Here is an 18,371-nt window from a genome sequence, read left to right on the forward strand (position 1 = left end):
CAGCGCGGCGACATCTCGGCGCGCTCCGCGCTCACCGTCCACCGCGGCACCGCCAATCGCTCGAGCGAAGCGCGGCCGGCGCTCGTCGTCGGCGTCGACGCGCCCGATGCGACCAATGCCGCGCATCACGATCTCCAGGCCACCCATGCTTATGCGCGGACCCTGCCCCCGCGCGTCCGCGACCATCTGACCTGCCGGCTGGTCGACACGCTCGAGCCCGTGGTCCAGCACCATGTCATCCAGGGCCTGCTCGAGCCGGCCTATTGACCGCCATTGACGCCGCCGCCCCGGATCGCCCACAAGCGAATAAATATGATAAAAGAGTGATGCCCTTGGCCAGCCTGGAGCTCCGCAACGTCAGCAAGGCCTATGGCGACACGCCTGTCCTCGACGACGTGTCGCTGACGATGGAGGCATGCGAGTTCGTCGCCTTCCTCGGGCCCTCGGGCAGCGGCAAATCGACCCTGCTGCGCATCGTCGCGGGCCTCGAGACGCCGGACCGCGGCGAGGTCTGGCTGGACGGAAGCCGGATCGACCTGCTCCCGCCCGGGGCGCGCGGCGTCGCCATGGTCTTCCAGCATTATGCGCTCTACCCGCATATGAGCGTGCGCGAGAACATGGCCTTCGGCCTCAGGAATGCGGGCGTGGCGCGGGACGAGATCGCCGTGCGGGTGGCGCAGGCGGCCGGCGTGCTCGAGATCGAGGCCCTGCTCGACCGCAAGCCCGGCCAGCTTTCGGGCGGGCAGCGGCAGCGGGTCGCGATCGGCCGCGCGATCGTCAAGCAGCCCAGATTGTTCCTGCTCGACGAGCCGCTCTCGAACCTCGACGCGGCCCTGCGCACCCGCACCCGGGTCGAGCTCGCCCAGCTGCGCCAGCGGGTCGAGGCGGCGGTGATCATGGTCACCCACGACCAGGCCGAGGCGATGACCCTGGCCGACCGGATCGTGGTGATGAGCGACCGCAGGATCCAGCAGATCGGCGCGCCGATGCAGGTCTACAGCCGCCCCGCCAACAGCTTCGTCGCCCGCTTCGTCGGCTCGCCGGCGATGACGCTCGCGCCGGCAAGCCTGCTCCCCGGCGAGGGCGGCTTCGCGCGCGTCCGCCTCGGCGACGGCGCCGAGCTCGACACCCGCGTGGCGCGCGCGAGCCTGTCCGGCGACGGCGCGGTCCAGCTCGGCCTGCGCCCCGAAGGCGTGACCGTGACCGGCCCCGGCGCCGGCACGACCAATGCCCGCGTCGAATTGGTCGAGCGGCTCGGCGACCGCACCCTCGTCTATGCGCGGCTCGCCGACGGCGCCGCGGTGACCGCGCAGGACGAAGGCAATAGCCGGGTCCGGCTGGGCGACGAGATCGGCCTCGCGATCGACGGCGCCGCCGCCCATCTGTTCACGGCGGACGGCAGCGGCCGCCATGCGGAGCCGGGCGCGTGAGGAGATCGGCGCGCCGCTTCGAAGGCTTCCTCTTCGTCGGGCCGTTCCTCCTCCTCTACCTCTTCCTGCTCATCTATCCCTTGCTGATGGGGATCGGGATCAGCCTCAACCGGGCCGATCCGTTCGGCGCGCGCCAGTGGGTCGGCCTCGACAATTATGCGCGGCTCGCCGCCGATCCGATCTTCCACCAGGCGCTCGTCAACACCTTCAAGCTCACCCTGCTGATCGTCCCGGCGCTTACCCTGATCGCGCTGGCGCTGGCGCTCGCGCTCAACCGGCCGAGCCGGATCGCCTCCGTGTTCCGCGGCATCTTCTTCTCCTCCTCGGTGCTCTCGGTGACCATCGTCACCCTGATCTGGCGCTTCATCCTCACCCCGGATGCGGGCCTCGTCGCGAAGCTCGTCCGGGCGTTCGGCGGAGATCCGCCTCCCTTCCTCAGCGATCCGAACCTCACCATCCCGGCGCTTGCGATCACCACCATCTGGTGGTGCATCGGCCTGCCGATGATGCTGTTCCTGGCCGGGCTGCAGCAGATTCCCGCGGACATATACGAGGCGGCCGCGCTCGACGGCGCAAGCCGCTGGACGACCTTCCGCCGGATCACCCTGCCGAGCCTGCGCCGCACCCTGCTCCTCGTCGTCATGCTGCAGACCGCGGCGCAGCTGCAATTGTTCGGCCAGGCGCAATTGCTCACCGCGGGCGGGCCGAGCGGCGCCTCGCGGCCGGTCGTCCTGTTCATCTACGAGGTCGCGTTCGGGCGCTGGGAGCTCGGCTATGCGGCGGCGGCGGCGGAGATCCTGTTCCTCCTCGTCCTCTCGGTCACCCTCATCCAATATTGGACGGTGACCCGGCAGGAGCCCGAGCGATGAGCGCCGGCACGCCGCGCGCGCGGCTCTCCGCGCCCGCCTGGGCCGGGGTCTTGATCGGCGCGGCGATCATGGTCGCGCCCCTGGTCTGGACCCTTTTGCTCTCGCTCAAGTCCAATGCCGAGCTGATGCGCGACAGCGCGACCGCCTTTTCGGGACCCTACACGCTCGAAAATTACCGGGCGATCGTGCTTGCCTCCTCGGTCCCGCACTGGCTGCTCAACAGCCTGATCGTCGCGCTCGGGACGACGGCGGGCGTGCTCATCCTCTGCTCGCTCGCCGGCTACGGCTTCGCCCGGCTCGAATTCCCGTTCCGCCGCACCTTGTTCGTCTTCGTCCTGCTCGGCCTCGCCATTCCGGAGCAGGCGGTGATCCTCCCGCGCCACCAGCTCTTCGCCCAGCTCCACCTCCACAATAGCTATCCGGGCCTCATCCTGCCCGGCCTCGTCGCACCGTTCGGGGTCTTCTTCATGACCCAATATTTCCGCGCCATCCCGCGCGAGCTTGACGAAGCGGCGCTGCTCGACGGGGCCTCGCGCTTCACTCTGTTCTGGAAGGTGCTGCTGCCTCTGACCAGGCCCGCCCAGGCGACGCTCGGCGTGTTCACCTTCCTCGGCGCGTGGAACGATTATTGGTGGCCGCTCATCTCGGCGACGCGCAGCGAGCGCTTCACGCTCACCGTCGGCCTCGCCTCCTCGCAGATGAATTACGCGCAGACCAGCGGGCTCGGCTTCCTGATGGCGCAGGCGGTGTTCGCGTCAATCCCGATCCTGATCGTCTACATCATCTTCCAGAAGCAGATCGTGCGCGCGATGGCCGGGGCAGCGGTGCGATGAGGGGACTCGCGCTCCTCCTGTTCGCGCTGATCGGCCTGACCGGTTGCACGCGGTCCGACCACCGCACCGAGATCGTGCTCCAGCGCTTCTTCGGCGAATGCGGCGCGGTCTATGACCAGAGCACCGACGTCGCCGCCGCCGATACCGAATGCGGCATTCTCACCACGCTGATCAACAAGTTCCAGGCGGAGAATCCCGACGTGCGGGTCAGCGTCAACGTCGTCGCCTGGCCGGGCTACGCGCAACTCTCCGCGCAGATCGCGGCTGGCGATCCGCCCGACCTCGTCGTGATGCATCAGTCGGTCATTTCCGACTATTCGGCGCGCGGGCTGCTCGAGCCGATGGAAGGCGTGCTGAAAGACGCGGGGATCAGTGCCGATGACTTCAGCGACGCCGGCAAACGGGGGGTGATCAAGAACGGGCGAATCTACGCCATGCCGTGGGACACGATCGGCCGGCTGTGGCACATCAATACGCAATTGATGGCGCAGGCCGGGCTGATGCGGAATGGGCGCCCGGTACTCCCCACCAGCCCGCAGGAATTGCTCGCGCAAGCACGGCAGTTCCGCGCGAGGACGGGCAAGCCGTATCTGCTCCAGGCGCAAGTCGGTGCGCCGGATTATTACGTCGCCAATCTCTACACCTATCTGCTCGCGCAGGATGCGGTGATCTTTCCGGACGCGCGGCACGTCCGGCTCGACACGCCGCAGGCGCGCGCGATCGTGCAGCTTTATCGCACGCTCAATCAGGAGGGGTTGACCGCGCGCAACCAGGATTTCCCGGCGGCGACCGCGGCGTTCATGAACGGCGAGGGCGGCATCTTTCCGACCGGCACCTGGATGATCGGGCCGTACGATGCGGAAGCGGCGATCCCGGGCCGGCCGCTCAACGGGCATTATGCGGCGCTGCCGTTCCCGCGGCTGTGGGGGCACGACGCGGCGTTCGTCGACGGGCATAGCTGGATCATGCCCAAACGATCGCGCAGCCCCGCGGAACTACAGGTCATCGCGCGCTTCCTCCGGTTCATGGCCGCGAACAATTTCGAATGGACTCGCACGGGGCAATTGCCGGCGTTCCGCGCGGTGCTCGCGATGCCCAAATTCCGCGCCCTGCCGCATCGCGCCGACATCGCGGCGATGGCCGCGACCGGCGCCCAGTTGCCCGATTACGTGCGGCGGCAGTCGGCGATCCAGGGGGTGATCGGCGAGGAACTGGAGGCGGCGGTCAACGGCATCAAGCCGGTCGACAAGGCGCTGGCCGATGCGCAGCGGCGAGTCGACGAATTGCTGGCCGAAATCCCCTAGCGGGCTCAGCCGGCGAAGTGCGGTTCGGCGACTCCGCGCACGCCGGGCACCGTCATGAACAGCCCGCCCGCGCAAGGTTGCGACTCCAGTTCCTTCGCCGTCAGGTCGCGCCGCGCGCTGGTGACGAACAGCCGGTCGAGATCGGGCCCGCCGAACGCGACGCTGGTCGGGCGCTGTGCCGGTACCTCGAGCTCGGCGATCGGTTCGCCCGCGGGCGAAAGCCGCCGCACGCACCAGCCATCCCAGAACGCGATCCACAGGCAATCCTCGGCGTCGACGGTCATGCCGTCGGGATAGCCTTGGCCTTCCCCGAACTGCGCGAAGACGCGGCGGTTGGTGACGCCGCCGTCATCAGCCAGATCGAAGGCGTAGATCCGCTGCAGCGCCGAATCGGTGTGGTACATCTTCCGCCCGTCGAGGCTGAACGCCGGGCCATTGGTGACGTGGTAGCCGTCGTCGACGAGTGCCGATTCGAGCGTTGAGCCGAGCCGGTACAACGCGCCGCTCGTCTGCTGCTCGTGGCGGTCCATCGTCCCGGCCCAGAACCGGCCCGCGCGATCCACCTTGCCGTCGTTGAAGCGGTTGCTCTCCCGCCCGGATTCGGGATTTCCGAGCAGCGTGACCCCGGCGCCAAACTCAAACGCGAGGAAACCGTCATGCCCCGCCCCGATGAACCCGCCGCCGGCCCGCGGTGCCAGCGTCGATACATGGACCGGCACGTCCCAGATCCGCGTGCCTTCCGCTTCGGACCAGCGGAACATCTTCTTGCCGACGATATCGACCCAATAGAGCGCTGCCTCGCGCGCGACCCAGGTCGGCCCCTCGCCCAGAATGGCTTGAACGTCGGCAATGCATTCCATCTCAGTCTTTCCGTTCGGCGTCGGCGATCAGTACCATCACGTCTGCGATCAGCGCGGTCATCGCGGCGCTCGCGCTGTCGCCGTCGCGCTGTTCGATCGCGGTCAGCACCGCTTCGTGCTGCGGCAGGCTGGCGGTGCGCCCCTTGAAGCGGTTGGTGAAGCGGATCGACGTGCGCAACGCGGTCTCCACGACATCGCGAAACTGGCGGTAGAACGGATTGCCCGAGGCGTGGAGGATCGCGATGTGGAAGGCGATGTCGGCTTCGAGCGGATCGTCGTCGCCGCTTTCCGCCGCGACCATGCGCGTGAAGCCGGCATGGATCGCGCCGATCCCGTCTTCGTCATGCGCGCGGGCAGCGAGCGCTGCGGCGGCGGGCTCGATCGCGATGCGCAGTTCGGTGAACTGGCGAAGCAGGCTGAGCGCGAACTTGCGCTCGAGCAGCCAGCGCAGCACGTCGGGATCGAACAGGTTCCACTGCGCAGCCGGTTGCACGCTGGTGCCCTTGCGCGGGCGGGCGGTGAGCAGCCCCTTGGCGGTCAGCATTTTCACCGCCTCGCGAGTCACCGATCGGCTGACCGCATGCTGGCGCGCCAGTTCGGCTTCGGTCGGGAAACCGCCGTCATCGAATTGGCCAGTGACGATCGATCGCCCGAGGGCATCGACCATGCCGTAGGTCAGGTTGCTGCCGGAACCCATGGCCGATTGCATTCGAGCGCCGCTCGCCAACGAAAAATCTCCCCCGCTCCCTATGTCATCGTGCGGCATCATCGATCAAGTCAGACGAACGGCGCGGTGACGTCGCGACGGCCGACAAGGAAAGCGTCGGCGGCGATGCGCAGCGGCTCACGGTCGACCTCGCTGCGGCCGGCGGCGACGAGGTCGGCGAAATGTTCATAGAGTGCGGGATATTCGCGCTGGTCCGGGAGGCTCTGCTCGGCGCCGTCGATGCTGAGCCGGTGTCCGCCATTTTCGAGTACCAGCTTGCGGCCCGAGGCGGTGTCGACCTCGATCGTCCAGCTTTCGCCTTCGGCATGGCGCCAGTCGAAATCGGCCGCGAAGCTCCCGCCGACGAAATCGATGTGCGCGGCGATCGGCGCCTGCCGGTTTTCGGGATAGGTCAGCGCGGCCCCGCGCACGAACAACGGCACCGGCAGGATTCGACTGGCGATCGAGAGCGCGTTGATGCCGGGATCGAACACGCCGAAGCCGCCCGGGGCCCAGATCCATTCCTGACCGGGATGCCATTTGCGGACGTCCTCGAACCACGAAATCCGTAGCCGACTGGCCGTCTCGTTCCGCAGCGCTCCGGCGGCCGGCGCCACGCCGGGCGCGAACTGCGAGTGCCAGGCGGTGAAGAGGGGACGATTCGCCCGCTCCGCGATATGCTGCAAGTCCTCGATTTCGCCCAAGGTCGCGGCGGGGGGCTTTTCGAGCAACACGGCCAGTCCCGCTTCGAGCGCATGGCGCGCGATGTCGTGGCGTACCGAAGGCGGCGTGCAGATCGCCACCGCTTCGAGCCGCCCGCGCAGCGCCTCGAACAGCGCGGCGGGCTCCGTGTCGAACGGCACGCCCAGGCCAGGGTCGCCGCTGCGTGTCGAGACGCCGGCAAGCTCGAACCGCGGATTGGCGGCGATGGCGGGAACGTGCTCGTCGCGCGCGATCTTGCCATAGCCGACGATGGCGATCCGGATCGTCACGCGCGCGCGCCCAATGCTGCGACGAAGGCGCGGGCCTGCGCCCCGACCTCGCTGGCGCTCCGGCCAGGCCTGTAGAGCGCGCCACCCAGGCCGAACCCGTTCGCGCCGGCATCGAAATACGCGGCCATCTTGTCGGGCGTGACACTGCCCACCATCACCAGCGGCACGTCCTTCGGAAGCACCGCGCGCTGCGCCTTGACCACCGCCGGCGGTGCCGCCTCGGCGGGGAAAAGCTTGAGCACGTCCGCGCCGGCATCGAACGCGGCGAAGGCTTCGGTCGGGGTGAAATAGCCGGGCGCGGAAACCAGACCGGCGCGCGCGGTCGCAGCGATCACGTCGCGATTGGCGCCCGGCGAGACGACGATGCCGCCCCCCGCGTCGCCCACGCGCGCGACGTCCTCGACGCGCAGGACGGTCCCGGCGCCGACCAGTGCCTGGTCGCCGAACGCCCGCGCTAGCCGCGCGATACTGTCGAACGGCTCGGGGGAATTGAGCGGCACCTCGATGATCCGGATGCCCGCTTCGACTAAAGCCGCGCCGACGGCCTCGACCTCATCGGGTGCTACACCGCGAATGATCGCGATGAGCGGGCAGGCCGCGAAGTGGCGCTGAAAGGTGGCGAGCGCGTCCATCACAGCATCTCCGTTATAAGCCGGATACCGGCGAGGAACGCTTGGGCGCCGTCGATGCGGCGCGTCGATACGCCGCGAGTCGTCAGCGCAGCTTCGTACAGCGCGCACAGATCGGGCCGGCCGATCAGCACGACCTCGCGCGCCGAACCGCCAGCCTTTGCGACGGCCGCGCAAACCTCGCTCCCGATCAACAATCCACTGGCGTACGACGCCGGTTCGCCGACGCTTCCGCCAAGAAGGTGCCGCGCACGGATGCGGAACAGATCCGACAACATGTTCTCGCCGGCGAACGCCGCTGCGACTCCGGCGGAGAATCCGGCATCGTCGGGCGACACGTCGCCCTGTAGCTGCGGCGCGAGGATGCTGTGCGTCTTGAGCAGGTTGAACATTTCGCCAGTCATTGTCGTGCGAAAATGCGCGATGCGGCCTGCCTGAAGCTGGATCCACTTGGCGTGCGTACCGGGATGGCAGACCAAGCTGTCCTGCGGAGCCTGGCCGAGCGTCACGGCGCCGAGCACCTGGACTTCCTCGCCCCGCATCACGTCGGCGCCCGCCTCGCCGCGCTGGCAGACGCCCGGCACGATGCCCGTGCGCTCGGGCTCGATCCATGCGACCGCCGCCGCCAGCGCATCCGCCCCGGCGGGACAGGGGACGTAGGGCGCCTCGCGCCAGCCGCGATTGGAGCCGACCATTCCGGCGAGCATCATCGGATGGTCGCCGAGCCGCTGCCGGATCGCCGCCGCCGCCGCCGGGAAACCTCCCGCAGGCACCGCGAGCAAACCGAGATCGTCCTCGAACGATTGCGTGATGCTGCCGTCCGCCGCGACCCGCCAGGCGCGCCGATTGGTGGTCCCCCAATCCACCGCGATATAGCCGTCACGCCAAGTCATGCTCGCTCCGTGTAATCGTTGTGGGGAGCCGATCGCTCGCCGCTTCGTTGGTCGTGCGCCAGCATTATCCTTGCGGCTCCAAATTTATAATATAAATGTTCGGGCGACGGCCGAGGGTAGAAAAATTCTCATGAAAATAACGCGTATTGAGACCTTCTTGGTTCCCCCGAGATGGCTGTTCGTGCGCGTCGAGGCCGATGACGGGACGTTCGGCTGGGGCGAAGCGAGCCTGGAGGGGCATGCCGAGGCGGTGCTCGGCGCGTTCGAGCCGGTCCGCGACCGCTTCATCGGCAGCGATCCCCGCCGGATCGAGGATATCTGGCAGATCGCCTATCGCGGCGGGTTCTACCGCGGCGGCCCGGTGATGATGTCGGCGTTGTCGGGGCTCGATCAGGCGCTGTGGGACTTGAAGGGACGTCACTACGGCTTGTCCGCCTGGGAAATGCTGGGCGGGCGCGTGCGCGACAAGGTGCGCGCTTATGCCTGGATCGGCGGCGACCGGCCCGAGCACATCGCCGACGCCGCCAAGGCGCGGCGCGAGCAGGGATTTTCCGCGGTCAAGATGAACGCCACGGCGGAGCTCGACTATCTCGCCTCGCCGCGCGCGTTGGAAGAGGTGAGCGAGCGCGTGCGCGCAGCGCAGGCGGCGGGAATGGATGTCGGCCTCGACTTCCACGGCCGAGTCCACCGCGCGATGGCGAAGCAGCTCGCCAAGGCGCTCGAGCCGCTCGGGCTGCTGTTCATCGAGGAGCCGGTGCTGTCGGAGAACCCCGAAGTGCTGTCCGAAATCTCGCACCTCGTCGCGACGCCGATCGCGCTCGGCGAGCGGCTCTACTCGCGCTGGGACTTCAAGCCGTTCCTCGCGTCGGGCGCGGTCGACATCCTGCAACCCGATCTCAGCCATGCCGGCGGGCTCTCCGAATGCCGGCGGATCGCAGCGATGGCGGAGGCGTTCGACGTCGCGGTGGCGCCGCATTGCCCGCTGGGGCCGCTTGCGCTCGGGGCTTGCCTGCAGCTCGCGGGCTGCACGCCCAACGTCGTGCTGCAGGAGATGTCGATCGGCATCCACTACAATCAGGGCGGCCATGATCTGTTGAGCTTTTGCGCGAACCCGGACGTGCTCACCCCGGTCGACGGATTCCTGCCGATCCCGACCGGTCCGGGCCTCGGTATCGAGATCGACGAGGACAAGGTGCGCGCCGCGCAGGCGGAGCCGCATCGCTGGCGCAATCCGATCTGGCGGCAGGTGGACGGCAGCTTCGCCGAGTGGTGAAGCGCGCGGGCGCCACTAACCCATGCTGTTGTCGCTTCGCCACACCATCTGATTAATCTTATAATTGGCTTGTCACCCGCTCATACGCGGGTGTAGCGGTCGGCGCGAGAGCCGCGCCAGCGGCCATAACCGCTATTGGGGGAGACCGACCGATGCGCCTGAAGACCCTGGTTCTTTGCACGACCTCGTTGGGGGTCCTCGCATTTTCGGCGACGCCGACGTTCGCGCAGACGCAGCCGCAGGATGGCGATCCCGGCACGCCCGCCGCTACTCCTCCCCAGACCACCCCCGCACCCGGCGTCGATAACACCGACGCAGCGGACAATGGGCAGGACATCATCGTCACCGGTATTCGGGCGTCGCTGCAATCGGCGCAGAACATTCGCCGCAATTCGACCCAGATCATCGATTCCGTGGTTGCCGAGGATATCGGCAAGCTGCCCGACCTCAACACCGCCGAAACCGCGGCGCGCATTCCGGGCGTGCAGGTCTATCGTCAGGGCGGCGAAGCGTCGAACGTGCTGGTGCGCGGCCTGCCGTTCTTCACCACGACCTATAACGGTCGCGAGATCTTCACCGCGGAAACGCGCGTCGTCGCGCTTCAGGACTTCCCCTCCGCGAACATCGCCGCGCTGGAAGTGTACAAGACGTCGACCGCTGACCTCGTCGAGCCGGGGCTCGCGGGGCTGGTCAATGTCCGGTCACGCCGCCCGTTCGACTTCACCGGCGCGCAGTTCGCGGGCTCGGTTTGGGAACTCTACACGCGCCAGGGCAATTCGGTGCGCCCGAACTTCAACCTGCTGGCGACCGATCGCTGGCAGACCGGGATCGGCGAGATCGGATTCCTGATCAACGCCTCCTACGATCAAATGAAGTATCTCGACTCAGAGATTTCCAACACCGACTTCATCGCCGACCCGACCGTCCCGCCGAGCGGCCAGCACGTCCGCCTGCCGGACATCCAGCGGCTTTACTACCGCTCGGGCCGCCGCGAACGCCCATCCGTCAACGCCGCGCTGCAGTGGCGGCCGAGCAGCTCGCTCGAGGTCTATGGCGAGTTCCTGTGGCAGGGCTTCCGCAACCAGATCGACGACCACTTCCTCGAATCGCCGCTCTATGGTGGTGCGGCGTACAGCAACCTCGTGCTGCGCGACGGCACCAATCAGGTCAGCAGCGGTACGGTGACCAACCCGGGGGGGAACCTGTTCTCCTACCAGGGCGGGACGTACAACCGGACCGACACCTTCCAGTATGCCGGCGGCCTGAAGTTCAACCAGGATCGTTGGCACATCAGTGCGGACGTTGCGCGTACTCGGTCGACATTCCGCGGATCGACGGAATCGATCGACCGCATCTTCCCGGGCGCGCGCACGATCAACTTCAACCTCGAGGATCCGTCGTTCACGGTTACGGGGATCAACTTCACCGATCCGACTGCGCAGACCTTCCAAGGCCTGTACGAGGAGGATCAGCGTGCGATCGGGCGGGATTGGCAGCTCCGCGCCGATTTGCAGTACGATTTCGACACATCGTTCCTGCGCAACATCCAGATCGGCGTGCGCTATACGGATCGAAAGGCTGAGCGCGACTTTGGCAGCCGCTATGCCTATCTGCTCCCGCTCGGGCTGAATGCCAGCACGCTGCCGGTCACCTTCGACGTCTTCCGGGGGGTCGAGGGATCGAACGGAACGTATAACTGGACCGCCCCGACCTACGACAGCATTCGCGATAATTTAGTCCAGCTGCGGCAGTATGTTATCTCCCATTGCGCGGCGATCTTGCCGACCGATCCTGGCAACGGTTGTGCCAGCTATACCACCACGCCGCTCGTCGCCGGCACGCAGTTCCGCGCGAACGAAACGACGCTTGCCGGTTACGGGCAGCTGAATCTCGGTGGGGATGCGCTGGGCGGCGTGATCGGGCTTCGCGTGAACCGCATTCGCACGACTTTCCCGGGACCTCCCACGGGAATCCCTGCGGTCGACAATGGCAATGAACATACCGAGTTCTTGCCCAATGCCAGCTTGCGGTGGCGGGTCGACCCCAAGGTGCAGGTCCGCCTGGCGGTATCCAAGACCGAGACTCGGCCGGACTTTGCCCAATTGGAGCCTTTCGTCACCATCAATTCGCAGGGCAACGGCCCCGCGGTGGGTACCGATCAGCAGCCCCGCACCGGACAGGGCGGCAATCCCTTCCTCCAGCCCTACACGTCGTGGAATTACGACGCTGCGCTGGAATTCTATTTCTCGCGCGCCGGCTTTGCTTCGGTTACCGGGTTTCGCCGCGATCTCAACGGCTTCATCCTGAACAGGACGTATCGGTTCACCGACCCGACGCTGGGCGTCGTCCAGATTTCGGGGCCGATCAATACCGGTAAGGGTTACATCAACGGCGTCGAGTTCCAGGCGCAGACGTTCCTCGACTTCGGCGGGCTGCCCCGCTGGCTGCATGGTTTCGGCGTTCAAGGGAACGTCACTTATCTCGATGCCAAGCTCCAACAGGATAACGGGGCAGGCGGCTTGGCCTACCTCCCCATCACCGACGAACTCAACGGCACGTCGAAGTGGAACTGGGCGGTGGTCGGGATGTACGAGTCCGGTGGGCTGTCGGCGCGCCTGACCTATAGCGGGCGGTCGAGCTTCCTTGGCACGCGCCAATATCGCGGCGACGATGTCTATATCGAGACGTCGCATCCCGCCGACCGGCTGGATCTGTCGCTCAACTACGAGTTGTTGAAGCGCTTCACGATCTTCGCCGATTGGACCAACATCACGCACTCGAAGTTCAGGCAGGACTTCAGCTCGGCGCGTGCGGGCGCGACTCGCGCCGAATATCCGCGCTATGTGCGCTTCGACGAAGAAACCGTCTCGCTCGGCATCCGCTTCCGCTTCGGGAAGTAAGCTCACGGCCCTCCCGCCCGGCGGGAGGGCCGCGCTTCACCGCGACGCGGGGCGCAGGCTCCGGCCGATGATCGGGCGATCGCCGTCCCAACCCAGCGGCGCCAGATAGAGTTGGCGGTGCGGCGGTATCGCGAGGTGGCAGTCGCGCGTGGCCGCCCACGCATGGAATGCGAACACCTGACGGTCGCCGACATTGAACACCGCCTGGTGCCCCGGGCCGCTGAGGCAGCCCGCCGACCGGTCGTTGAAGCTGTGCAGGATCGGGTTGTCCGCCGCGTCGGTGCATGGGCCCATCGGGCCTTTGCAGGCCGCATAGCCGATCGAATAGACCGAGATGTTCTGGTCCGGCTCCCAGCCGAAATGGTTCGCCGAAAAAAACAAGGTGTAGCGGCCCTGATGCCGCACCATCGTCGGCGCCTCGATGACGTGCGCTTCCCAAGGCTGATCGTTCTTCGCCAGCGCGACCGGATCGCCGGTGACATGCAAACCGTCGGCCGTCAGCCGCTGGACGTAGATTTGTGTGGAGGTGTGGAAGCGCGGATTGTTGCCGTCGTTCTTGTAGTAGAGGTAGAGCTGGCCGTCGGCGTCGCGAAACACGTCGGAATCGATCGTCCCGCCGAGGTCGCGCTGGCAAAGCAGGGGCTCGGCGGCATCGGACTTGAACGGCCCGCGCGGATCGGCGCTGAACGCGGCGCCGAGGCATTGCAGCCCGCTTTTGCGCTCCTTGGCGGTGAAATGGAGCACATAGCCGCCGTCGACCGCGATCACTTCGGGCGCCCAGGTCGAGCCTTCGCGCGCCCAGGGCGGCAGCACCGGCATCGCGTCGTGGAGGTGCACGCCGTCGCGGATCATCTGCCAGTGCGTGAGATCGGTCGACCGCGCCATCTGGACGTTCGCGCGCCCGCCCTCGGCGTTGGTCGCATAGCCGAGAAATTCATCGCCGACCGGCAGGATGAAGGGATCGGGGAAGTTTTCATCGAGCACGGGGACGAACAGCGGCTGTTCGTCGCGCGCCGCAGAGGGAGCGGCGAGGCCGAACGCGAGGGCAAGCAGGATCAGCGGGCGCAACATCGTCTCCTCGGAACCGCGGCCGATTGACGAAGCATCGGCGATCGGGATAGCCAATCAATTATCATATTTATTCGGGTAGGAAAGTGGCGTCCCAATGACGAGACCGACCCGGCTGCTACCCTCGATCGTCCTGCTCGCTTGCCTGGCGCTGTCGGTCGGCATGTCGGCGCCGGCGCAGCGCGCGCGCAGCTATCGCAATCCAGTGATCGACAGCGACTTTCCCGACCCCAGCGTGCTGCGCGCGCCCGACGGCTTCTATTACCTCTATGCGACGCAAGGCGGAGCGGGTGGGCATATGCTCAACATCCAGCTCGCCCGATCGCGCGACCTCGTGCGCTGGACCCGGATCGGCGACGCGCTGCCGGTCAAGCCGGGCTGGGCGAGCCGGACGCAGGATTTCTGGGCGCCGCATGTCGTGCGCCACGGCGGCACCTATTACCTCTATTATTCCGCCAAGCCCGACGCGGCGCTGACCGACACCAGCCGCGGGCTTTGTCTCGCGGTGGCGACCGCGCGTCGGCCCGAGGGGCCGTTCACCGACAGCGGGCAGCCGCTTCAGTGCGGCCAAGGCTTCGTCAACATCGATCCGATGGCGTTCGACGATCCGGCGACCGGGCGGCGACTGCTCTACTGGGGCTCGGGGTTCGGGCCGATCCACGTCCGCGAACTCGCCCCGGATCGCGTGTCGTTCGCAGCCGACAGTCGAGCGGTCGACCTCGTCGCGCCCGATCCGACCGACGATCCGGGCAATTACCGCCGCCTGGTCGAGGGCGCCTGGGTGATCCGGCGTGCCGGCTGGTATTACCTGTTCTTCTCGGGCGACAATTGCTGCGGACCCGACGCGCATTACGCGGTGCTGGTGGCTCGCTCGCGGTTGGCGACTGGCCCCTTCACGGTGCGACGCGATCCCGTTAGCGGCTTGGCGCTGCCGGTGGTGGCGCGGAGCGCCGCGTGGATCGCGCCCGGCCACAATGCAGTGATCGCCGACGCCGCGGGCCGGCTGTGGATGCTTTATCACGGCGTCGACGCGGCCCGGCCGCGCAGCCGCCCGAGCGATCAGGTCAACACGCGCCGAGTCATGCTTCTGGACCCGCTGACCTTTGTCGATGGATGGCCAACGGTTGCGGGGGGCACGCCGTCGAGCCGGTCGCAATCGGCGCCCCAGACCTCCCCACGCTAGGAAACGATCACGTCGAACCGCGCGTGGACGGCAACCGACTGGCCCTGTTCCAGCAGCCTCATGCCGAGCGACGGCCAGTCCGCTTGCGGCGCGTTGAGCGCGGCGTTGGCTTGCTGGACGGGCTCCGCGACGAACAGCCCGCCGCTCGCCGGCGAATAGACCTGGAAACGTCGGGCATCGGGGGACGACAGCCGCAACCCCGCTGCTTCCCCCGGCCAAGTGATCGACGCGGTGCCGCTCCAGCCATCGAAGCCGTTGTCGAGGCCCTGACCGCAAATGCAGCGCTGGCGCAGGTCGTAATGACCCGTCGCCGGAACGTTGTCGACCGGCAGCACCGCGGCGTCGATCGTCCAGGCGCTCTCCACCTCGGTGTCGAGCATCGTGTCGGCATCGCACGGATAATAAGGATGGAAGCCGAGCCCGCACGGCATTCGATCGGCGGACAGGTTACGGCACGATAGCGCCAGCGACAGGCCGTCCTTGTCGAGCCGGAAGTGCTGCGTCGCCTCATAGTCCCACGGCCACTCGCCGGCCGCGTGGTGGAAGGAGAGGGTGGCGTGATCGTCGCCCGCTTGCTCTGTTCGCCAGGCTCCGAGCCAGCCCTGCCCGTGGAGCGGGCTGGCGTCTCCCGCCATGTTCGGGGTGAGCGTGACCGTCCGGCCGTCGCAGTCGAAGGTCCCGCCGCGAATCCGGTTGACGTAGGGCACCATCGGAAAGCAGCCGGTGTCGAGCACGCTGTTCGCATCGGCCGGAGCGGCGCGCAGCAGCGGCTGCCGGCGGCCCGCCGCGACACGATCGAAGCGAGCGATGCTCCCGCCCAGTTGGGGCAGGAGCTGCACCTCGAGCGCCCCGGCGCGGAGCGTCAGCGGCGCGCTCACAGCTTGGCCAGCCTGCCGCCATCGACCGCCAGGGTCGTGCCGGTGATGAACTTGGCGTCGTCGCTCGCGAGGAACGCCACGGCCGCCGCGACATCCTCGGGCGTCCCGACATCGCGCTTGTCGATCGTCTCCGCCCCCGATTTGACGTTGGGATTGTCCCATAGCATCGGCGTGTCGATCGCGCCCGGCAACACCGCGTTCGCCCTGATCTTCAAGTCCCGTCCTTCGATCGATGTCGTCCGGGTGAGCGACAGCAAAGCCGCCTTCGCTGCCGAATAGGGCGCGGCGTTGGCGCTCGTTTCGATGGCATGAACGCTGGCGATGTTGACGATAGTCCCGCCTTTGTCGCCGAAATGCAGGAAGCCTTGCCGCGTGAAGAACGCAGCGCCGAGCAAGTCGACGCGCAGCACCTTGAGCCAATCGTCCCCGGTGAATTCGGCCAGCGTCTTGAACGTCATCAGCCCGGCATTGTTGACGATCACGTCGACGCGCCCGAACCGGTCGAGCGCGGTCTGCACCGCGGCGGCGACTTGCTCCTCCGATCCGACATCGCAGGCGACGCCGATCGCGGTGCCCCCGGCGTCCGCGACCAGCTTGTCGGCGGCCGCTTGTGCGGCGTCGCCCTTCAGGTCGGCGATCACCGCGGCCGCGCCCTCGGCGTGCAGCCGGGCGGCGATCGCGGCACCGATCCCACCGGCGGCGCCCGTGACGATCGCAACTTTGTCGTCGAAGCGGCGTTCCATCATTGGCTCTCCTGCACGGCGGGTGAGGTCGCATCCGCCCTGATCATCCGCTTGGCGCGCCGCAACTGGCGCTGGGTATGTTGGTCGCTCGCCTCGTCGGGCAGCACGATCGGCACCGTCAGGCACATGCTCTGGGTCGGCAAGACGTCGCGCCATTGCTCGATCAACCGCATGTACGCCTTGCCGACCGGGCGGATGTTGCGGTCGAGGTCGAACAGACCGAGCGGATTGACGTTGCCGTTCTTCTCGCGAAGCGCGGTGTCCCAATCGACTTGGTCGGTCAGCGAGTACCAGGTGAAGCCGACCACCGGCACGCCATCGTTGCGCACGCGCAGAACGTTGGCCCATTCTTTCCACAGCCAGTCCACCGCCTCGGTGCCGAGCGGCCCCTGGCTGAGGTTGGTCTCGGTATGCATCACCGGCAGCCGGTAACGGTCGTGATACTGGCGGGTGATCTCGCTATACCCGAAAATCTCGCCCGAGGCCCTTGTCTCCCCGTCCGCCGACACGCGGTGCTCGTTGGTGATGTAATAGTCGTTGCCCATGATGCAGTGCTGTTTCATCCGGCGCTCGAGGAAGAAGTGGTATTCCTCGCGCGTCATGCCGTGTTCCAGCAGATATTCGTACATCTCCGAATCGACGCGCCGCCCGTAATTGAGGTCGAGCGACAGGAAGCGTTGCGAATTCATCAGCTCCGCCGGCCGGATCGCGGCTGGGCTTTCGGCGTGGAAATATTCTGACGACTCGCTTTGGATGAAGATCGCGTCGGGACGGACGTCGAGGATCACTTGCATCGCCAGCACGTTCGCCTTGACCAGATGCTTGAGCGCGGTGACGAACGCGCGGTCGCTGCTCAATTGCTCGTTCCACCAGCCGTAACGCGCGGAGAAGGTGGCGCAGATGTACATCTCATTGACGGGGGTGAAGAGCTGTACCCAGGGATAGCGCTGCGCGAAGGCCAGCGCATACGTGCAGAACAGTTTTGGGAAGTCAGGATTCTGGAAATTCCCGACCCAGTCCGGCACGCCGAAGTGGCACAAGTCGACGATCGGGACGATGTTGCGGCGTTGCAGGTCGGCAAACGCCTGGTCGGCGAATTCCCAATCGTACTTGTCGGGGCCCAGCCACGTCTTGTGGATCGGCGGCCCGAAGCGGAGGTAGCCAATCCCCATCCGCTGAACGATCTCGAAATCCTCGCGCCAGCATTGGTAATGACCGCAGCTTTCCATTTCGTCGACGCGCGTGCGGCCATTGTCGATCGTCGGCGAGCTGTTCTCGATTCCGGTGGCGAACATGAAGGTAGCGATGACAGGTCTCCCGGGTGCCCAGGGGTATAACGCAGCCGAATGCGTCGGGAGCCATCGACGGCGGGGATGGTCGCGAAGCGGGACGTGTCAGCCGTTCGCAGCCATGTCCATCCAGGCGCGTCCACGGTCACGGCAGGCGTCATGCAAATGGCTGAGCGCATCGACGATCTGGAACGCGGCGAGCGGCGGTCGAAGCGACATTCGCGGCGCTATGCCTTCGCGTTCGCCAAGCGATTCCGAGCAGACCGCCAGACACGACAGCCCGAGCGAATCCAGTCTATCGATGAGGCTTTGGTCGGGCGCCGCCGTGAAGCCGATATAGGCAAGCATCGGGAGCGTGTCGGTGTCCGAAGACCAGGCCACGGCCGCGGCGGGATTGTCGAACGGCCCGGCAATCAGAGCACCCGCTGCCTTGAGCACCTCCGCGACATACCCGCCCCGAAAAGGCCGTTCGTCTATCACCAGGATCGAAACGTCCGACAGGGTTCCATCGATCGGCATAG

Annotated in this window: 17 protein-coding genes and 1 pseudogene; 8 read left to right on the forward strand and 10 right to left on the reverse strand. The window is 66.9% G+C overall.

Features of this window, described 5'->3' with window-relative positions:
* The 5 genes and pseudogenes from VH326_RS08980 to VH326_RS09000 all read left to right on the forward strand — a co-directional run.
* Positions 1-267: pseudogene (locus VH326_RS08980) on the forward strand (phytanoyl-CoA dioxygenase); the annotation flags it as partial.
* A 65-nt stretch (positions 268-332) separates the two neighbouring features.
* On the forward strand, positions 333-1,430 hold the full coding sequence (locus tag VH326_RS08985; protein ID WP_414714266.1) for an ABC transporter ATP-binding protein: 1,098 nt from the start codon (positions 333-335) through the stop codon (positions 1,428-1,430).
* Positions 1,427-2,299: a sugar ABC transporter permease gene (locus VH326_RS08990; protein WP_329631479.1), complete on the forward strand. Its 873-nt coding sequence runs from the start codon at positions 1,427-1,429 to the stop codon at positions 2,297-2,299. The genes VH326_RS08985 and VH326_RS08990 overlap by 4 nt, the downstream gene beginning before the upstream one ends.
* Complete coding sequence (locus tag VH326_RS08995) at positions 2,296-3,132, forward strand: carbohydrate ABC transporter permease (RefSeq protein ID WP_329631480.1); 837 nt, start codon at positions 2,296-2,298, stop codon at positions 3,130-3,132. The genes VH326_RS08990 and VH326_RS08995 overlap by 4 nt, the downstream gene beginning before the upstream one ends.
* Positions 3,129-4,436, forward strand: coding sequence for an ABC transporter substrate-binding protein (locus VH326_RS09000; protein WP_329631481.1), 1,308 nt, complete (start codon positions 3,129-3,131; stop codon positions 4,434-4,436). The genes VH326_RS08995 and VH326_RS09000 overlap by 4 nt, the downstream gene beginning before the upstream one ends.
* A gap of 5 nt (positions 4,437-4,441) precedes the next feature.
* Here VH326_RS09000 and VH326_RS09005 read toward each other — a convergent pair whose 3' ends face one another.
* The 5 genes from VH326_RS09005 to VH326_RS09025 all read right to left on the reverse strand — a co-directional run bounded on the left by VH326_RS09005 (position 4,442) and on the right by VH326_RS09025 (position 8,516).
* The gene (locus VH326_RS09005) at positions 4,442-5,296 is read right to left on the reverse strand and encodes an SMP-30/gluconolactonase/LRE family protein (protein ID WP_329631482.1); all 855 of its coding nucleotides are present in this window, start codon (positions 5,294-5,296) and stop codon (positions 4,442-4,444) included.
* Between the two features lies 1 nt (position 5,297).
* Positions 5,298-5,993 carry a FadR/GntR family transcriptional regulator gene (locus tag VH326_RS09010; RefSeq protein WP_329631483.1) on the reverse strand — a complete coding sequence of 232 codons (696 nt, stop codon included), beginning with the start codon at positions 5,991-5,993 and terminating at the stop codon, positions 5,298-5,300.
* 80 nt (positions 5,994-6,073) lie between these two features.
* Complete coding sequence (locus VH326_RS09015; protein WP_329631484.1) at positions 6,074-6,994, reverse strand: Gfo/Idh/MocA family oxidoreductase; 921 nt, start codon at positions 6,992-6,994, stop codon at positions 6,074-6,076.
* Positions 6,991-7,626, reverse strand: a complete 636-nt coding sequence (locus VH326_RS09020) for a 2-dehydro-3-deoxy-6-phosphogalactonate aldolase (protein WP_329631485.1) — start codon at positions 7,624-7,626, stop codon at positions 6,991-6,993. The genes VH326_RS09015 and VH326_RS09020 overlap by 4 nt, the downstream gene beginning before the upstream one ends.
* Positions 7,626-8,516, reverse strand: a complete 891-nt coding sequence (locus VH326_RS09025) for a 2-dehydro-3-deoxygalactonokinase (RefSeq protein WP_329631486.1) — start codon at positions 8,514-8,516, stop codon at positions 7,626-7,628. The genes VH326_RS09020 and VH326_RS09025 overlap by 1 nt, the downstream gene beginning before the upstream one ends.
* Before the next feature lie 130 nt (positions 8,517-8,646).
* Here VH326_RS09025 and dgoD point away from each other — a divergent pair, with 130 nt between their 5' ends.
* The gene (gene dgoD, locus VH326_RS09030) at positions 8,647-9,789 is read left to right on the forward strand and encodes a galactonate dehydratase (protein WP_329631487.1); all 1,143 of its coding nucleotides are present in this window, start codon (positions 8,647-8,649) and stop codon (positions 9,787-9,789) included.
* A gap of 152 nt (positions 9,790-9,941) precedes the next feature.
* Positions 9,942-12,689: a TonB-dependent receptor gene (locus VH326_RS09035; protein WP_329631488.1), complete on the forward strand. Its 2,748-nt coding sequence runs from the start codon at positions 9,942-9,944 to the stop codon at positions 12,687-12,689.
* Between the two features lie 36 nt (positions 12,690-12,725).
* Here the strand turns inward: VH326_RS09035 and VH326_RS09040 are convergent, their stop codons facing one another.
* A complete protein-coding gene (locus VH326_RS09040) occupies positions 12,726-13,760 on the reverse strand; it encodes a glycoside hydrolase family 43 protein (RefSeq protein ID WP_329631489.1) in 1,035 nt (344 codons plus the stop codon).
* Between the two features lie 94 nt (positions 13,761-13,854).
* On the opposite strand from VH326_RS09040, the gene VH326_RS09045 reads away from it, so the two are divergent.
* Positions 13,855-14,940 (forward strand): glycoside hydrolase family 43 protein, encoded by a 1,086-nt coding sequence (locus tag VH326_RS09045; protein ID WP_329631490.1) that lies wholly within the window; start codon positions 13,855-13,857, stop codon positions 14,938-14,940.
* On the opposite strand, the gene VH326_RS09050 is transcribed toward VH326_RS09045, so the two are convergent.
* The 4 genes from VH326_RS09050 to VH326_RS09065 all read right to left on the reverse strand — a co-directional run bounded on the left by VH326_RS09050 (position 14,937) and on the right by VH326_RS09065 (position 18,369).
* Positions 14,937-15,818 (reverse strand): aldose 1-epimerase, encoded by an 882-nt coding sequence (locus VH326_RS09050; RefSeq protein WP_329631491.1) that lies wholly within the window; start codon positions 15,816-15,818, stop codon positions 14,937-14,939. The two genes, VH326_RS09045 and VH326_RS09050, sit on opposite strands and share 4 nt — an antisense overlap.
* A complete protein-coding gene (locus VH326_RS09055) occupies positions 15,815-16,561 on the reverse strand; it encodes a glucose 1-dehydrogenase (protein WP_329631492.1) in 747 nt (248 codons plus the stop codon). Before VH326_RS09055 ends, VH326_RS09050 begins: the two co-directional genes overlap by 4 nt.
* On the reverse strand, positions 16,561-17,856 hold the full coding sequence (locus VH326_RS09060; RefSeq protein WP_329631493.1) for a family 1 glycosylhydrolase: 1,296 nt from the start codon (positions 17,854-17,856) through the stop codon (positions 16,561-16,563). The genes VH326_RS09055 and VH326_RS09060 overlap by 1 nt, the downstream gene beginning before the upstream one ends.
* 99 nt (positions 17,857-17,955) lie before the next feature.
* Positions 17,956-18,369, reverse strand: coding sequence for a hypothetical protein (locus tag VH326_RS09065; protein WP_329631494.1), 414 nt, complete (start codon positions 18,367-18,369; stop codon positions 17,956-17,958).
* Positions 18,370-18,371 lie beyond the last annotated feature (2 nt).

The sequence above is a fragment of the Sphingomonas sp. genome (assembly GCF_036269755.1).
Lineage (GTDB): Bacteria > Pseudomonadota > Alphaproteobacteria > Sphingomonadales > Sphingomonadaceae > Sphingomonas.

What these genes read in the sequence shown, in the direction of transcription:
- VH326_RS09060 (WP_329631493.1), bottom strand. Translation starts at nt 17,856, where the DNA reads ATGTTCGCCACCGGAATCGAGAACAGCTCGCCGACGATCGACAATGGC.
- VH326_RS09035 (WP_329631488.1), top strand. Translation starts at nt 9,942, where the DNA reads ATGCGCCTGAAGACCCTGGTTCTTTGCACGACCTCGTTGGGGGTCCTC.
- VH326_RS09025 (WP_329631486.1), bottom strand. Translation starts at nt 8,516, where the DNA reads ATGACTTGGCGTGACGGCTATATCGCGGTGGATTGGGGGACCACCAAT.
- VH326_RS09020 (WP_329631485.1), bottom strand. Translation starts at nt 7,626, where the DNA reads ATGGACGCGCTCGCCACCTTTCAGCGCCACTTCGCGGCCTGCCCGCTC.
- VH326_RS09005 (WP_329631482.1), bottom strand. Translation starts at nt 5,296, where the DNA reads ATGGAATGCATTGCCGACGTTCAAGCCATTCTGGGCGAGGGGCCGACC.
- VH326_RS09040 (WP_329631489.1), bottom strand. Translation starts at nt 13,760, where the DNA reads ATGTTGCGCCCGCTGATCCTGCTTGCCCTCGCGTTCGGCCTCGCCGCT.
- dgoD (WP_329631487.1), top strand. Translation starts at nt 8,647, where the DNA reads ATGAAAATAACGCGTATTGAGACCTTCTTGGTTCCCCCGAGATGGCTG.
- VH326_RS09065 (WP_329631494.1), bottom strand. Translation starts at nt 18,369, where the DNA reads ATGCCGATCGATGGAACCCTGTCGGACGTTTCGATCCTGGTGATAGAC.
- VH326_RS08995 (WP_329631480.1), top strand. Translation starts at nt 2,296, where the DNA reads ATGAGCGCCGGCACGCCGCGCGCGCGGCTCTCCGCGCCCGCCTGGGCC.
- VH326_RS09045 (WP_329631490.1), top strand. Translation starts at nt 13,855, where the DNA reads ATGACGAGACCGACCCGGCTGCTACCCTCGATCGTCCTGCTCGCTTGC.
- VH326_RS09010 (WP_329631483.1), bottom strand. Translation starts at nt 5,993, where the DNA reads ATGGGTTCCGGCAGCAACCTGACCTACGGCATGGTCGATGCCCTCGGG.
- VH326_RS09055 (WP_329631492.1), bottom strand. Translation starts at nt 16,561, where the DNA reads ATGGAACGCCGCTTCGACGACAAAGTTGCGATCGTCACGGGCGCCGCC.
- VH326_RS09000 (WP_329631481.1), top strand. Translation starts at nt 3,129, where the DNA reads ATGAGGGGACTCGCGCTCCTCCTGTTCGCGCTGATCGGCCTGACCGGT.